General features: G+C 38.0%; 15 protein-coding genes. All 15 read right to left on the bottom strand.

Annotation, left to right across the window (positions count from 1 at the left end):
• Positions 1 to 82: 82 nt before the first annotated feature.
• The 15 genes from recA to MHB39_RS05730 all read right to left on the bottom strand — a co-directional run bounded on the left by recA (position 83) and on the right by MHB39_RS05730 (position 17,221).
• Positions 83 to 1,147 carry a recombinase RecA gene (recA, locus tag MHB39_RS05800; RefSeq protein WP_016992835.1) on the bottom strand — a complete coding sequence of 355 codons (1,065 nt, stop codon included), beginning with the start codon at positions 1,145 to 1,147 and terminating at the stop codon, positions 83 to 85.
• Between the two features lie 161 nt (positions 1,148 to 1,308).
• A complete protein-coding gene (locus MHB39_RS05795) occupies positions 1,309 to 2,568 on the bottom strand; it encodes a competence/damage-inducible protein A (RefSeq protein WP_036080562.1) in 1,260 nt (419 codons plus the stop codon).
• Positions 2,569 to 2,584: 16 nt separating this feature from the next.
• Complete coding sequence (gene pgsA, locus MHB39_RS05790; RefSeq protein WP_036080355.1) at positions 2,585 to 3,163, bottom strand: CDP-diacylglycerol--glycerol-3-phosphate 3-phosphatidyltransferase; 579 nt, start codon at positions 3,161 to 3,163, stop codon at positions 2,585 to 2,587.
• 47 nt (positions 3,164 to 3,210) lie between these two features.
• The gene (locus MHB39_RS05785) at positions 3,211 to 4,146 is read right to left on the bottom strand and encodes a helix-turn-helix domain-containing protein (protein WP_176408485.1); all 936 of its coding nucleotides are present in this window, start codon (positions 4,144 to 4,146) and stop codon (positions 3,211 to 3,213) included.
• 16 nt (positions 4,147 to 4,162) lie between these two features.
• Positions 4,163 to 4,948 (bottom strand): DUF3388 domain-containing protein, encoded by a 786-nt coding sequence (locus MHB39_RS05780; RefSeq protein ID WP_026023397.1) that lies wholly within the window; start codon positions 4,946 to 4,948, stop codon positions 4,163 to 4,165.
• Positions 4,949 to 5,163: 215 nt separating this feature from the next.
• Entirely contained in the window at positions 5,164 to 5,421 is a 258-nt protein-coding gene (locus tag MHB39_RS05775) for a DUF3243 domain-containing protein (RefSeq protein ID WP_004224939.1), read from the bottom strand.
• Between the two features lie 45 nt (positions 5,422 to 5,466).
• Complete coding sequence (locus tag MHB39_RS05770) at positions 5,467 to 6,195, bottom strand: SDR family oxidoreductase (RefSeq protein WP_342545990.1); 729 nt, start codon at positions 6,193 to 6,195, stop codon at positions 5,467 to 5,469.
• Positions 6,192 to 7,493 (bottom strand): pitrilysin family protein, encoded by a 1,302-nt coding sequence (locus MHB39_RS05765; protein ID WP_342545989.1) that lies wholly within the window; start codon positions 7,491 to 7,493, stop codon positions 6,192 to 6,194. The genes MHB39_RS05770 and MHB39_RS05765 overlap by 4 nt, the downstream gene beginning before the upstream one ends.
• Positions 7,490 to 8,761 (bottom strand): pitrilysin family protein, encoded by a 1,272-nt coding sequence (locus MHB39_RS05760; RefSeq protein WP_342545988.1) that lies wholly within the window; start codon positions 8,759 to 8,761, stop codon positions 7,490 to 7,492. The genes MHB39_RS05765 and MHB39_RS05760 overlap by 4 nt, the downstream gene beginning before the upstream one ends.
• 169 nt (positions 8,762 to 8,930) lie before the next feature.
• Positions 8,931 to 9,890, bottom strand: coding sequence for an ABC transporter permease (locus MHB39_RS05755; protein ID WP_048391533.1), 960 nt, complete (start codon positions 9,888 to 9,890; stop codon positions 8,931 to 8,933).
• Between the two features lies 1 nt (position 9,891).
• Entirely contained in the window at positions 9,892 to 10,938 is a 1,047-nt protein-coding gene (locus tag MHB39_RS05750) for an ABC transporter permease (RefSeq protein WP_004224945.1), read from the bottom strand.
• Positions 10,938 to 12,485 carry an ABC transporter ATP-binding protein gene (locus tag MHB39_RS05745; protein WP_054550535.1) on the bottom strand — a complete coding sequence of 516 codons (1,548 nt, stop codon included), beginning with the start codon at positions 12,483 to 12,485 and terminating at the stop codon, positions 10,938 to 10,940. The genes MHB39_RS05750 and MHB39_RS05745 overlap by 1 nt, the downstream gene beginning before the upstream one ends.
• A 377-nt stretch (positions 12,486 to 12,862) precedes the next feature.
• Positions 12,863 to 13,948 (bottom strand): BMP family protein, encoded by a 1,086-nt coding sequence (locus MHB39_RS05740; protein ID WP_036080376.1) that lies wholly within the window; start codon positions 13,946 to 13,948, stop codon positions 12,863 to 12,865.
• A gap of 53 nt (positions 13,949 to 14,001) precedes the next feature.
• Entirely contained in the window at positions 14,002 to 14,730 is a 729-nt protein-coding gene (locus MHB39_RS05735) for a GntR family transcriptional regulator (protein WP_036080379.1), read from the bottom strand.
• Positions 14,731 to 14,929: 199 nt separating this feature from the next.
• On the bottom strand, positions 14,930 to 17,221 hold the full coding sequence (locus MHB39_RS05730) for a DNA translocase FtsK (RefSeq protein ID WP_342545987.1): 2,292 nt from the start codon (positions 17,219 to 17,221) through the stop codon (positions 14,930 to 14,932).
• Positions 17,222 to 17,315 lie beyond the last annotated feature (94 nt).

Genomic DNA, 17,315 nt, shown 5'->3' with positions numbered 1-17,315 from the left:
TCTTATTATGTGTAAAAATTTAAGAATATAGACAAAAAAATGCATTGCCCCCTCAATAAAGTGGGAACAATGCAATCATTAATTATTCTTCTTCAAGAAGTAACATTAATTCTTCATCCATCTCTTCTTCATCATCATGTGCAGCAATTGTATAAGAAGAAGCCGCAATACCATAAGAAGCTCGGATTTTGTTTGCTATGTCTTCCAGGACAGCAGTATTTTCCTTTAAATACTGTTTAGCATTTTCTCGTCCTTGACCTAAGCGCTCATCGCCATATGCATACCAAGAACCGCTTTTTTGTACAATGTCTAATTCCACACCTAAATCGACTGTTTCGCCTTCTTTAGAAATTCCTTCTCCATACATAATATCTACTTCAGCTGTACGGAAAGGTGGTGCTACTTTATTTTTAACAATTTTAATTTTAGTTCGGTTACCAACAATATCATTACCTTGTTTAATAGCTTCAGCACGACGCACTTCTAAACGGACAGAGCTGTAGAATTTAAGTGCACGTCCACCTGGTGTTGTTTCTGGATTACCGAACATAACACCAATTTTTTCACGAACTTGGTTAATGAATATAGCAATCGTTTTTGATTTATTAATCGCACCTGATAGTTTACGTAAAGCTTGAGACATTAAACGGGCTTGTAAGCCGACATGAGAGTCACCCATATCACCTTCAATTTCAGCTTTTGGCACTAAGGCAGCAACAGAGTCAATAACGATAATATCAATAGCCCCACTACGCACTAATGCTTCTGCGATTTCAAGTGCTTGTTCACCTGTGTCAGGCTGTGATAATAATAGCTCATCAATATTAACACCTAATTTTTGTGCATAGATTGGATCTAATGCATGCTCAGCATCGATAAATGCTGCTTGTCCACCTGTTGCTTGTACTTCAGCAATGGCATGCAGAGCAACAGTTGTTTTACCAGATGATTCTGGACCGTATACTTCAATAATACGTCCACGTGGATATCCACCCACTCCTAATGCAGCATCAAGTGCAAGTGAACCACTTGAAGATGTGGCAATTTCTAAATCGGTTTTTTCACCGAGTTTCATGATGGAACCTTTACCAAAATTCTTTTCAATTTGTTTTAGAGCCTGTTCTAAGGCTGCTTTACGATCACTCATTCATTTTCCTCCTTCGAAAACTGTTCACTGTTTTTATCTATCTCTACTATACTTGTTTTTGAGAAAACACGCAAGAAAAAAGCGAACATTTATTCGATTTTCCTTCAAAATAAAAATTTGGATAGTTTTCCTCTACCCAAATTCCTATGTTTTACTCTATTTTAATAACGTTTTGTGTAGCCACGTTCTTCTAACAGCTGCATTAAATAGTGGCATGTAAATTTCACCGCACGGAGTCGATTCGTATTCCGCATGCCTGATAAATGAAGTAAATATGTAAGCGGCTCCTCATCATTTATGGCAATACCAATCCAAACAGTACCTACTGGCTGATGATCATGCGCAGTGGGACCTGCTTCTCCTGTAAGGCCAATCCCAATATTTGTAGCAAATTTCTCACGAACAGCACTTGCCATTGCCGCCGCACACTCAGCACTCACAACACCATGTGTATCAATTAATTCTTGTGAAATGCCTAGCTGTTTTACTTTCGCATCTGCTGCATAGGTAACAACGCCTCCTATAAGAGCATTGCCTACCCCTGGAATTTCCGCAAGCTCAGATTGAAATAACCCAGCAGTTAAACTTTCTGCAGCCGCGATTGTTAGCTTATTATCCAATAGCATTTCTACCGTTTTTGAGGCAAGGGAATCATCATCTACACCATATTGATAATCACCAACAAGTGCTTGTATTTCCGCAACCTTTGCCTTAATAAGCTCTCTAGCTTGCTGCTCTGTTGCGGCTTTAGCTGTTACGCGTAACGTTACCTCACCATCAGAAGCAAGTGGAGCAACTGTTGGATTGGTTTGTGCATCTAAAATATTTTGAACTTGTACTTCAAGCTCGGCCTCACCAATTCCATAAAATCGCATAACATGTGATGCAATGATCCCTCCATCATTAAGCATCGCAGCAAGTTTAGGTTTAGCCTCAAATTGAAACATTGGTTCTAACTCTTTTGGAGGTCCTGGTAATAAAATATAAGTGCGATCACTTTTTGTGAAGATCATACCTGGAGCCATTCCATGGTGATTAGCTAATACTTCACTCCCTGCTAAAATTAATGCCTGTTTACGATTATTTTCCGTCATTGGACGTCCTCGTTTAGCAAAAAATTGCTCAATATACGTCAATGCTACTTCATCAAACTCAAGAGAAACACCAAGATGACGTGCAATCGTTTCCTTCGTTAAATCATCTTTTGTTGGACCCAGTCCTCCCGAAAAAATAATGAGATCTGCACGAGACTCTGCCACTTCGATAGCTTGTTCTAAACGCTTTGCATTATCGCCCACTACGGTATGATAAAAAACGTTGATGCCAAGCTCGGATAGCTGGCTTGAGATAAATCTCGCATTTGTATTCGTAATTTGACCTAATAATAGTTCTGAGCCAACCGCAAGAATTTCAGCATTCATGATCCCAAGACCTTTCTTATTTAGACTCAAGTAATACACGTCGATTTAGATAGAAATAATCCCACCCTGACCAAAGTGTAAAGAACAATGCAATATAGAGCATGATTGTATCAAATGGAATACCAACCAATGTAAAGATTGTATTGTGTAAAAGAGCAGCAGCAATCGCTACAATTTGTGCCCAAGTTTTAATTTTACCAAGCTGATTGGCAGCGACCACTTCTCCTCCACCTGCCAAAATCAAACGTAAACCCGTAACAGCAAATTCACGACTAATAATAATGATAATTACCCAAGCAGGTGCCATCTTAAGCTCGACCATTAAAATAAAGGCTGCTGAGACAAGTAACTTGTCAGCTAAGGGATCTAAAAATTTCCCAAATGTAGTCACAAGGTTATACTTACGTGCGTAATAACCATCCACCCAATCGGTTGTTGAAGCAAAGATAAAAATAAGTGCACCTATAAAATGATGGATTGGCATCTCTGCACCAAAAAGCGATAATGTTCCCCAGCCAAAATCAAACATCATAACAATGACAAAGAATGGAATAAGCAAGATTCGAGAGATGGTAATTTTATTTGGAATGTTCATTTTTCTAACACCTTTCATGATGAAAGAAAGTAGTCATCATAGGATGACTACTGTTCTTTATTGAAATTGATGACGATATTTTGCGTTACAATTTGTTGTGCATACGTTAGAAGTTCGTCATTAATATAGATTTTAGCTTGCGTTGAATTACCGAGACGAATACGAACATAGTTTTGTGTTGAGGCGTCAAATTCAACTACTTCCCCGGCATTATAGACACGCGTATCTGTTAAGATTTCTTGTTGCTGTTGATTGCGAATACCAACAAATGTAGGGCCTGATATTTCGATTTTAAGTTTCATTGTATCCGTCCCTGTTAACGTATAAGAAGTTGTCGCTCCATCTGCTTCAACAGTACCCGCGGAAATTGTTTGCTTCATCTCTTCAGTTTGATCAGTGTCATCTTCATCAGTTGGTGTTTCTTCTGTAGCTTTTGTATCATCTTTATCTTTATCATTTTTCTGTGCATCTTTATTTTCTTGTTCTTTTTTATCCTTCTCACTATCAATTGGATTGACATTTGTGTCATATTCCATCTCAGGAGTTGGATTTACTTCTTCGCTTGTCCCTGGACTGTTTTTTGATTGCCATAGCACCCATATAGCCACAATAATGACTACAATAAATAAAGCAACAATGATTTTTGGCATAGCCTCCATCATTTTATTCGAAGGGCCTTTCGTTACTTTTCTTCTGCTAGGGCTATTCGTCATCGATTGACTTACTTGATCATTTGGAGTGCTCGGTAGTTCATTTTTATATGTCTCTAAAATTTCTTCCGCGTCCAAACCAACAGCTTCTGCATATTGTTTAATAAAAGCTCGTACATAAAACGAGCCAGGCATAATGGAATAATTGCCCTCTTCAATTCCTACTAAATAACGTTTTTGAATTTTCGTTATTTCTTGTAAATCGTCTAAGCTGTAGCCTTTAGACAGTCTCGCCTCTTTCAGTCGAGTCCCTAATTCTGCCACTAATAACACCTACTTTAACATCAAATTAAAAATTAAATCCACCAAAAGAATCGGATTCGGACATATGATTTTTTTCCATTATTTCATAAGTAATTTCTTCATCAGTGTGATGACGTAATTCAATGATATAATCAAAATCCTCTATTTTATATTCTGAGTGCTGAACAAACATATCTGGATGCTCTACAACTTTTATACAAGGCATATTCATCATTTCACGCACTAATTGCAAATGTTTCTCATCAGATGAACGTCGAGTCACAATACCATCTAGAATAAAAATATTGTTACGACTAAATTCATCTCCCACAAGCTTATTACGAACTGTTTGCTTAATCATTGTAGATGATAAAAAGATCCACTTTTTATTGGCGCAGACACTTGCGGCTACTATGGATTCAGTTTTTCCCACACGTGGCATCCCACGAATACCAATCAGCTTATGCCCCTCTTTTTTAAAGAGCTCTGCCATAAAGTCAACTAAAATACCTAGTTCGTCTCTTACGAAATGGAATGTGTTTTTTTCGTCTGCATCTCGAGGAATATAACGACCATGCCTAATGGCTAATCGGTCACGAAGTTTTGGTTGTCGAAATTTGGTTACGTTAATATGTTCCATTGTCGAAACAATTGTACGAAAACGCTCAATTGCCTCATCATTGTCTGTATGCACTAACATACCACGTCGATCCTCATCTACACCATTTATTGATATAATATTGACACGAAGCATCCCTAAAAGTGAAGCAATATCTCCTAATAATCCAGGGCGATTCACCTGAATTTCATATTCAAAGTACCAATCGCTCAACACACTCGTTCCCTTCCTATTAGTTAACGTAAAAAATCCTTTATAAGTTCCATCATAGCTGATTTTTTATGTAATGGAAAGTTAGAATACATGGAATTACAGCGTTATTTGCTAATTTTTTTTGATGCCTGTTAAAAGGCTTACATATGTTCCCGTTTTTACAGATAAAAAGTTTATTGTATAACAAAAAGAGGAGATTGGCTCTCCTCTTTTATTTACTGCACATGCTTATTTTGTACAAGCTTAATGACACAATTCGCTAATGCATGTTTTTCATCTTCAGAGGCAACGCCCCATAAATCCGACAGCACTCGCTCTTGTTCGTTTTTAGGATCGACATTTGTCGCCAAATATTCCCCAATTTGGACAGCAGCCGTTTGAATCATTTTCTTCGGCATACCGCTTGATTCAGCTTGCATAACGTTTTGCCCTAAAAACGATGTCCATTTTTGCCAGTTTTCTAAAATGGTCATATTCTTCCTCCTCCTTTACACAAGTAGTATGTGCAAAAGAGATTATTATATGTACCAGCCTCCATTTAATCGTACGATTTGTCCTGTCACATAATCAGCTTTACCAGACAAATAAAAACGTACCATTTCAGCCACATCCCTTGTTTGTCCAATGGAACCTAGTGGGATATCGTCCAAAATGTATTGAAGCTCTTCTTGACTTAGATGGCTGTTCATTGAGGTATTTATAAAGCCAGGAGCAATAGCATTCACTCTAATCCGAGATAATGCCGCTTCTTTTGCATAGGATTTAACAAAAGCATGTTGCGCACCCTTAACAGTTGCATAAAGTGCCTCCCCTGCTGAGCCAGCCTCTCCCCAAATGGAACCTATAAATAGTACATAGCTTACATCATGCTTGCGAAGTTTTCCAGAAAGTAAAGCTGTTAGTCTCATAGGATTTTGAACATGAACACGCCATAAAGCATCCATATCCTCCACTGTTGTATCTTCGAGCAATGAATAATGGGCTTGTCCATTGGCAAAAACAATTGCCTGCACATTGAAAATTTGCGCGGCTACTAATTCTGCTCCATTAACGATTGAAAAATCCCCCTGTACAAGCATAAATTCTTGTGCAGGGAAATTTTCGGAAAGCATTTCACATAATCTCTGTGCAGCATTTTGATTGTTTGAATAATGTACATAGATGGACCAGCCGTCCTCAGCTAAGCTTTGACAAATGGCATGACCGATATCACCTGATGCACCTAAAACAAGGGCAAATTTTTTCACTGGGCATCCTGCTTACTTGGCAGAATTTTAAAGACTGTTTGCTGTGTTTCACCTTGGATAGAAGCAAATGCTTTTTGTAAGTCCTCAACGGTTAAAGTCTCAAGTACTGGTACTACATCAAATAAATTCATGTCATTAAAGGAATACCGTGTGAATTGGTTTGCGATAAACTCGATCGAATTTAGTGCACGTAGGAAGAACCCAATTTTTTTGCGTTTTATACGATCCAAACCAGCAGGATCGAATTGGCTATTTCCTTCATATTTTGCTAATTCGTCCATAATCGTTTTTGACAATTTATCAGGCTCTGCTGAATCTGAACCAATCATGGCAAATCCAAAGCCATTTTCTAAGGTAAAATCAAAAGCATACGTCTCATCAATTAAACCTTCCTCGTAAACACGTTCATAAAAATCAGAAGTACGTCCAAAAATAAGTTCAAGCGCAATTTGAACGGACAACTCATGCTTTAACATGTCCTGACCTGATAAATTAGTGTCTTTCGCTTTTAAACCAACATAAATTTTTGGTTTTTGAACATCCATATTTAATGTACGTTCCTTAATGGCTACCTCTGTTGGTTCTATATCAAAGAAGCGTTGAATTGGCGTTGGTTCTGGGAACTCTTTTTTACCTTGATTGTCACGAATAAACGTCATCATTTCCTCTGGTTCTACAGCACCAATCACAAATAACAACATATTCGAAGGATGATAAAACGTATTGTAGCATGTATATAAATGCTCTGCTGTAATGCCATCAATCGATTCAATCGTACCAGCAATATCAATTTTCACAGGATGATGATGATACATATTTTCGATTGTGCCAAAATATAGACGCCAGTCTGGTTGATCGTCATACATTGTAATTTCTTGCCCAATAATTCCTTTTTCTTTATTAACAGTAGCCTCTGTAAAATATGGTTCTTGGACAAAATTCAATAATGTTTCTGTACTTTTATAAATATTGTCGGTAGACGAAAATAAATAAGCTGTACGTGTAAACGATGTAAATGCATTCGCAGAAGCACCATATTCGCTAAATTTTTGGAAAACGTCTCCATCCTCTTTTTCGAACATTTTATGCTCTAAAAAGTGCGCAATACCATCTGGTACAGTAATACTTTCTGTTTCGCCAATTGGTACAAACGTACGATCGACAGAGCCGTACTTTGTTGTGAATGTAACAAATGTTTTAGAGAAGCTCTTTTTCGGCAATATATAAACATCTAAGCCATTGTCTAGCTTTTCATAATAAAGTGTTTCATCTAATTGTTTAAATTCTATTGTTTTCATTGTGCGGCTTGCTCCTTTCCACATAAGAAATAGACCGCTTCAAGCTGCACTTGCTTTGCCATTGCAACAACATCTTCCTTTGTCACAGCTTTCCACTTATTTGCCCAGGCTTCAACTGAGAATTCCTCAGGTAAATCTTTATATTGATCAAAAATTTCGATTTGTCCTCGTGCAGAATCTAAGGACTCTTTTATCTGATTTGTCAGCATAGCCTTTGTTTGTTCCAATTCTAAATCTGTAATGTCTCCAGCCTGCATGACGGCAAGTTGTTCTTTAATTAAAGATAGCGCTTTTTCTTCATTTTTAGCTTCAATACCAGATACAACAAATACAAGTCCATAATGCGATGCATAGGAACTAGAAGCATAATAAGCAAGGCTCTCTTTTTCACGAACATTCATAAACAACTTGGCATGTGGATATCCACCAAAAATGCCATTAAAAATTTGCATCTTAGAGAAATCTACATCACCAAATCTAACAGGTGTGCTAAAGCCAATATGAAGTTTACCTTGTTTCATTTCATGCTGTTCTCTTACATAATCATTGGCAGGATGTTGTTGTGGAAGCACTGCTGGCACTTCCTCAGGTGTACGATCATTAAATGGTAGCGCTTTTTTTAATTTCGCAACAATTTCCTCTTCATTAATGTCCCCAGCAACATAAATATCAATTTTGTCGTTATCTAGCATCGATTGATATGCCTCAAATAAAGAGGCAGGTGTAATTTTTTGAATTTCTTCGACACTACCATTCGCTGAAATGGATGCTGGTTCATTTGGTCTCAGGATTTGTTGTAGACGGAATTGTGCAAAGCGAGATTTATCATCAAAAATAGATTCAATACGTTGAATAACTGTCTTTTTCTCACGCTCAACAACGGATTCCTTAAAGACACCATTTTCTAGATTAGGCTCAAAAATAGCTGTATGCAATAAACCAAGGACTTCGTTTAAGACACTTGTATTCGCTAGATAATGATCATTAACAGTCTCTACATTCATAAGAACTGTATGCTCATTTCCGCGCTTCGATGTATCAAAATACAAAACTGTACCATACAAGTCATCTAAAAAGCTTCGAAAAGCAGCCGTTGTCTTATATTTAGCATTACTGTGCTGCAGTACATTTGTTAACACTGTACGCTCTGATGCACTTTTAGCTGTTAATGCTCTTCTCCATTTAATTGAAAAATTTACGGTTTTAAATTGGGTCGTTTGTCGGATATGCAAATTGACACCTTTTGCAAAAGGTATTGTTTTAAACATATGAAACCCTCCTATCCTTCTTAATATAACGATGTACTACACATACTATACATGTCTATTGTCTATAATTGCAAAAGGAATCCAAAGTATGTATGGGAAAAATTAAAAATTACGCCAATTATAATAAAAAAAGGACCGAGCATAGTGCCCAGTCCTTAAAATGCTTTTCTTAGCGTTTACCTTTAATATAAGGTTGTCCACTCGCTTTTGGAGCGTTTGCTTTACCAATAAATCCTGCTAAAGCAAGAATTGTTAACACATACGGTAAAATTTGTAGATACACTGCTGGAACATTCTCGATTAGCGGAATTTGATTCCCTGCAATACTTAATGTTTGTGCTAAACCGAAGAATAAGGCTGCACCTAGTGCTCCAATTGGATGCCACTTCCCGAAAATCATTGCGGCAATAGCCATGAAACCTTGACCAGCAATTGTTGCATGTGAGAAGTCGTGTGTAATTGTTTGTGCATACACTGCACCACCAAGACCACCTAATGCCCCTGAAATCATCACGGCAATATAGCGCATTTTATTTACATTTATACCCATTGTATCTGCTGCCATTGGATGTTCACCCACTGCACGCAAACGCAAGCCGAATGGCGTTTTATAAATGATAAACCATGCCCCGAATGCTACAGCGAACGCTAAAATAGATGTGCTGTAAACATCATGGAACAGTAAACGACCGAAGAACGGAATATCCTCTAAGTAAGGGACACCAAAACGACGAATCGGTTGGTCAATCATATCTGTTTGACCTTTATCATAAATCATTTTTACTAAGAATACGGTTGCAGCTAAACCTAGTAAGTTAATAGCTACCCCTGATACCGTTTGATCGGCACGGAAAGAAATAGAAGCTACAGCATGGAAAAGTGAGAACACAGCACCAATCACAACAGCTGCTAGCATTGCTACCCAAACTGTTGCTGCCCCTAATGATGAAGCGAATTCTAAATTGACAAAAATACCAACAAACGCACCGACAATCATTAAGCCTTCTAGCCCGATGTTGACAACACCAGAGCGTTCAGAGAATACCCCACCGATGGCTGTAAAAATCAAAGGTGTTGCATATAGAATCGCTGAAGGGATGATGAAATATAACATTTCTAAAAAGCTCATGTTATTGTCCCTCCTTTTTCTTGCTCAGCTTTTGTAAGCCTACTCGAATAATATAGCCTGATGCAACGAAGAAGATAATCAATGCAATGATAATGGATACGATCTCTTCTGGGATACCCGCAGCATTTGGCATATTTAATGCACCATATTTTAAAGAACCGAAAAGGGATGCCCCAAATACTACGCCAAGTGGTGTATTGGCACCAAGTAAAGCAACGGCGATACCGTCAAAACCAATTCCTGTAAAGCCAGGTTTAATGGATGCGTTTTGGAACGTTCCTAATGCTTCCATCGCGCCGCCAAGACCTGCAAACATACCAGAAATCGTCATAGCTAAAATAATATTTTTATTGACACTCATACCTGCATAATCAGCAGCATTTTTGTTAAAACCTACTGCTTTTAGCTCGTAGCCCCGTGTTGTTTTTTCTAGAATGAACCACATCACGACTACCATTAAAAGTGCAACAATGATCCCATAGTGAAGACTTGAATTGTCTGTAAGCTCTCTTAAAAACGGAGAACGTAAAGAAGCTGACTCATGGATACGTTCTGTTTTAAAGCTGCCATCGGACAATTTTTTAATCACTGCATTTGCAATATAAAGTGCAGTGTAGTTTAGCATAATTGTCGCAATAACTTCATGAACTTTAAATTTCGCTTTTAAGAAACCTGCAATAAAGGCCCAAAATGCACCTGCAGCTGCTGCTGCAAGCAATGCTAATGGTAAGTGAATGATTTTAGGAAGTTCAAACGCATAACCTACCCAAGCTGCGGCTAACCAACCTAAAATTAGCTGACCTTCAACACCGATATTGAAGAGCCCTGTGCGGAATGCAAAGGCTACTGCGAGACCTGCTAAAATATATGGTGTAATTTGACGAATTGTGTTCCCGATTGAATATGAATCTCCAAAAATACCTGTCCAAAGAGCGATATAACCTTGCACTGGGTCATAGCCACTGACTACCATGACGATAGCCCCTACAATTAAACCGATAATGATAGAGATGATAGGAACGAGTATATTAATGACACGATTTGACATTAGTCGTTCCCCTCCTTCGCATCACGCTTGATATTTTTTTTACTTTGCCCTGCCATTAGTAAGCCTAGCTCTTGTTCAGTCGTTTCTTTCGGATTTAACTCATCGACAATTTGTCCATCATAGATAACGGCAATTCGATCCGAAACATTCATAACCTCATCTAATTCAAATGAGATTAACAAAACGGCTTTCCCTTTATCACGTTGCTCAATTAGACGAGAGTGAATGAATTCAATAGCTCCTACATCAAGTCCACGTGTTGGTAGAGCAGCAATTAATAGATCAGGGTTACGGTCAATTTCACGACCAATAATTGCTTTTTGTTGGTTACCACCAGATAATGCACGAGCTGGTGTCATCTCCCCATTACCAGTACGCACATCATACTCTTTAATGATTTGGCGAGCTTTCTCTGACACCTTTTTATAGTCCATGACAAAGCCCTTCGCTATTGGAGATTGGTAATATGTTTGCAATGCAATATTATGACCAATTGGGAAATCTAAAACTAAACCATGCTTATGACGGTCTTGTGGAATATGTCCTACGCCTTCCTCTGTAATTTTACGAGGCTTCATGTTAGTAATATCTTTACCATTCAGCTTGACTTTACCACTTTTAATTTTGCGTAGACCTGTAATGGCTTCAATTAATTCAGATTGACCATTACCATCAATACCCGCAATACCCACGATTTCACCTTTACGAACATTTAAATTAAGACCTTTAACTTTATCTATATTTCGATAATCTGTAACAACCAAGTTCTCAATTGCAAGCACTTCATCAGTTGGTGTCGCATCCGTTTTTTCCGTTTTGAATTCAACTTGACGGCCAACCATCATTTCAGCAAGCTGATCAGGATTTGTGGCAGCGGTTACAACAGTGCCAATCCCTTCTCCCTTACGGATAATCGTCACACGGTCTGAAACTTCCATAATTTCTTTTAGCTTATGCGTAATTAAAATAATGGATTTACCTTCTGCGATAAGACGACGCATTATTTGAATTAATTCGGTAATTTCTTGCGGTGTTAATGATGCAGTTGGTTCATCAAAAATTAAAATTTCGGCACCGCGATACAATGTTTTTAATATTTCTACACGTTGTTGCATACCAACCGTGATATCCTCGATTTTGGCGTTTGGATCAACATCTAATCCATACTTTTCAGAAAGTGCTTGTACTTTCTTAGCCGCATCTTTTATATTCACAATTCCCATTTTAGTAGGCTCAGTGCCTAAAATGATATTTTCTGTTACTGTAAAGTTTTCTACCAACATAAAATGTTGATGCACCATGCCAATCCCTAAATCATTGGCAATATTCGGGTTTGTAATTTTTACTGCCTTCCCACGTACACGAATTTCGCCACCTTCTGGTTGATACAAACCAAAAAGGACATTCATCAAAGTCGATTTACCTGCACCATTTTCACCTAGCAATGCATGAATCTCGCCTTGTTTCAGTTGGAGGGTGATATTATTATTCGCCACGAAATTACCGAATTCTTTACGGATTCCTAGCATTTCAATCACATAATCCAAATTTGTCACTCCCTTAATAGGCACTATTATTAAGTATTTTTGCCTTAGCGTATAGTATCTGCTGCTACATGATGGATGGTACAGATAAGCCATACGTCCAGTAATGAATTTTCTACCAGAGGCTATATTTTATTGACCGATTTAATATCCCACGTATAGAGGTAGATGTTTTGCTAAATTAATACAGGAAAGGTCATCGTTAGAAACCTTTCTTCTATTAACTTGTTACCATCATTATTCAAATCATAATTACTACCTCTATAAGGTTCCTATAAATCTAGCTAAATAGAGTATTGCGAATAATCTAAATATAACGATAGATTGAAAAATCATCATAAGGTCCTTCTAAAAGTCCCTTATGATGATCAAAAGATGAATTATTTTTCCACTTTTTCTGGAACTTTGATTTCACCCTTAGCAATTTTCTCTTTATATTCGTCGATTACTTTTTGTACATCTTCTGGAATTGCACCGCGAGAATCCGCAAGTTTAACGCCATCTTCAGCTAAACCGTAAACAAGTGTTTCTCCACCTGGGAAATCACCATTTTTCGCTCTATTTGAAATATCTACTACTGCTGTATTAACACCTTTTAACATAGAAGTTAGTGTAACGTTTGTTTTATCGTCTACTTTACCTTCTTCGTATTGGTCAGCATCTACACCGATAACCCATACATCAGCATTTGGATCTTTCGCTTTACGCTCTTTTGCTTCAGAGAATACACCGTTACCAGTTGCACCAGCAGCGTGGAAGATTACATCTACACCTGAAGAATACATGCTGTTCGCTGTAATTTTACCAAGATCCGCTTTATCAAACGCACCAGTATATTTTACTTGAATTTCGATATCTGGGTTTACTGCTTTAGCACCTTCAACGAAACCAGCGTGGAAACGGTTAATAACTGGAATATCAACGCCGCCTACGAAGCCGATTTTACCTGTTTTAGATGTTTTCGCTGCAGCAACACCTGCTAAGAAAGCACCTTCTTGCTCTTTGAACAGTACGTTTACTACGTTGTCTGCTTCTACTTCAGCATCGATTAATGCAAAGTGATTATCTGGATTTTCAGAAGCAACTGCATCAATTGCATCAGCCATCATGAACCCGATACCAAATACTAGGTTAAAGTCACGACGAACTAAATTGTTTAAGTTTGTTTCATAGTCAGCATCTGAAGCTGATTGTAGGTAGTCAAAACCACCATCACCTTTTGATAAACCGTGTTCTTTACCGTAAGCTTGTACACCTTCCCATGCAGATTGGTTGAATGATTTGTCATCCACGCCACCTACGTCAGTAACCATTGCTACTGAGAAAGCTTCTTCTGTGCTTTCGCCGCCTGAAGCTTTGTCATTTTCTTTCGCTGGCTTTTCGTCGTCTTTCGTACCACAAGCACCTAAAATAGCACTTGCCGCTAATACTGATGTTAATACTAAACCAAATTTACGTTTTTTCATTTAATTAACCCCCCAAAGGTATTGTAATTAGCAGGAAAAAATTTAGAAATGTTCTACACCCGTTTACGAACTACATGGAAGCTGAATTTATCAGCTCGGAAATAATTTTTTGAATAGAGCACTACTTGATCATGATCATCATAATGCAATTGCTTTAACACTAAAAGAGCTGTCTCACGTCCACAATTTAAAATCGGTGAGGCTTGTTCATGATACCCAACTGGATCAATATAGGTTACAGCATAAGCTACATGAATTTTGCCAGATTGCTCAAGTGCAGAGAACAGTGAAACTTCTTTTTTTTCGACAAAGTCAGTAGGCAGGAAGCTTGCAGGTAGCCTGTCTATGCAGTATACTACTGGCTCACCATCCGCTGTTCTGACACGTTCAATCGTGAGTATTTTATCGTCGCCATCACTTTGGAAGCGTTTTAAATCTTCCTCAGAAGGCACGTGCTCAGTCGCTTTTAAAAACCGCGAACCTGGCTCCATACCTGCTGCCTCGATCATAGAAGAAATACTAGATAGATGCTCGATGCCTGATGTAAACAACGGCTTCGGGTTGACAAAAGTCCCAACCCCATGTCGGCGCACAATCACATTTTCCTCTTCCAACAGTCGAAGTGCTTCTCTAAGTGTTGCTCGACTGACTCCTAGTGATTTCGATAATTCAAATTCTGAAGGCAGCTTTTCATTTTCTTTAAAAATGCCAGCCTCGATGTCAGATTTTAAACGATCGATAACTTGAAGATAGAGATGACGATGATCTGCTTTAATAGTCACATATATCACCACCAAAATCAGAGATCAGACATCTGATGTACAACATTCCTACTAATCGTTCATAAATATAACATTTTTGCAGAATGAAATAAACAGTTTTGAGTAAAATCTGTTATAGAATTCATTCTTTCTTTATTTTATCTGCAAATTTTTGGACATAAATACAGTTACTCTCATCATTTTCAGCTTCATTTTTTGTTTAGTTATCGTATTGGTGAACAAGTACTTGACGAGGTTTACTACCCTCTGGAGGCCCAACAATACCGCGTTGTTCCATCTGATCAACAATACGTGCAGCTCTTGAATAACCAATTCGGAAGCGACGTTGAAGCATAGAGACAGATGCAGTTTGCATATTGACAACTAATTGGACCGCTTCATCATATAAATCATCTGTTTCCTCTAAAATGGTTTCTTCTTCAGTAGGAATCATCTCCTCCTGATACTGAGCTTTTTGCTGTTCTATAACAAAATGAACGACTGCTTCCACTTCTTGATCTGATAAAAAGGCACCTTGCACCCTTTTTGGCTTAGAAGCTCCAGCAGGTAAAAATAACATATCGCCTCTTCCTAGTAAACGTTCGGCTCCACCCATGTCTAAAATTGTTCTCGAATCAATTGCGGAAGAAACTGCAAAAGCAATTCTGGATGGAATATTTGCTTTAATGACACCTGTTAGAACATCTACACTTGGTCGTTGTGTGGCAATTATCAAATGAATGCCAGCAGCCCTTGCCATTTGTGCTAAACGTGTAATTGAATCCTCTACATCACTTGAAGCGACCATCATCAAATCCGCTAACTCATCTACAATAACCACAATATATGGTAGCTTTGGATGTTTCTCTTCTGTTTGTTCATTAACCTTTTGTACATGTGCATTATAACCCTCTATATTTCTTGTACCTGTATGAGAAAACAAATCGTAGCGACGTTCCATTTCAGATACCACTTTTTTCAGTGCTTGCGAAGCTTTACGTGCATCTGTTACGACAGGCGCTAATAAATGAGGAATCCCATTATAAACGTTTAATTCAACCATTTTTGGGTCAATCATCATGAGCTTCACTTCATGCGGTTTTGTACGCATTAGTATGGATACCACAATGCCATTTATACAAACACTTTTCCCACTGCCTGTAGAACCAGCTACAAGTAAATGTGGCATTTTATTGAGTTCTGCTAGTACAGCTTGTCCTGTAATATCACGGCCAAATGCTACCTGTAATAATGCTTCAGGCTTAGCACCATCCTTCGATTCCAATACCTCACGAAGTGTTACAATGGCTACCTCACTGTTTGGTACTTCAATACCAATCGCAGATTTCCCTGGAATTGGCGCTTCCATACGAATATCTTTAGCTGCTAATGCTAATGCAAGATCATCTTGCAAATTGACAATTTTGCTTACTTTCACACCGATATCAGGTAAAATTTCATATTTTGTGACAGCAGGACCTAAATGCACTTGTGTCACCTTTGCCTTTACTCCAAAGCTTTGTAACGTTTGCTCAAGCTTTTTGGCATTCGCTTGAATCACTGAATATTCACCACTTTGATCATGTTGTGGTGGTAATTGTAATAAATTATATGATGGAAGCTGATAGTCTGCATTTTCTACTGCATCTGTGCCCTGAATCTGGACATCATCTGTTGTTTCTTCTAGTTCATTTTCCAACAAGTGAGTTGTATCAAACACTTCTCTTTCCTGTGAAACATTCTGTGTAAAAGCAGAAATAATCGGCTCATGTGGTATTTCTTCTTCCTGTTCAGGCATATCTATAGATTGATTAACGGCTGCTACTTCATCTTCACTCTCTACTCTTGAACGACGATTATTTGGCTTTTTCGGTGTATTTTTTTTCTTATCACGGTGCTTTTTTTTCCATTTGCCAAATATATCTGGTGTTTTTTCTGCTAAATAAGGCACTAATGCTTTTCCAGTGACAAGAATTAATCCAATAAAGAAAATAACCCAAGCAACAACTTTTGCCCCAGAGGCTTCAAATAACACATGAAGCCCACTAAATAGTAGGGCACCAATCATCCCCCCCCCCAAAGCATTACTGCGATGGATGATACCTTCTGTATTAATCAAAATTCGCCATGATTCACGTAGCACAGAATCAGATAGTAGACCACCTGATTTGGATAGTTGTTCAAATAATATGCCATGACTAAAAATCGTTAAGCTCATAACAATGAGAAACATGCCCAGTATTAATCGATCCTTTATTCCAACTTTTTTACGACCAATCATCATTAACAATGCAACAAATATAAGCATAAATGGAACAGCAAAATGTAAATTACCTAAAAGGAACATGGCGATTGTTTGTAGAATCCGCCCGATCATGCCGTATTCAAAAATCATAATGACTGCTAGCGCAATTAAGAGCAACCCTAAAATTTCGTACATAAGCGGATGCATTTCTTTTTTTTCTGTTGTCGCCTTACTTTTAGCAACTTTTTTTCTCTTACTAACTGCCATCTATTTCACCTTCTTCTGCAATCCATTCTATATATGTAGCGAATCATCACATGTAGAACTTGATTATTTCAAAAAAAGGATTTTCCACCGCAAT

Origin of the sequence: Lysinibacillus sp. FSL K6-4013, from assembly GCF_038630435.1 — a bacterium.
Taxonomy (GTDB): Bacteria; Bacillota; Bacilli; order Bacillales_A; family Planococcaceae; genus Lysinibacillus; species Lysinibacillus boronitolerans.
This window is presented reverse-complemented; position numbering and strand designations above follow the sequence as displayed.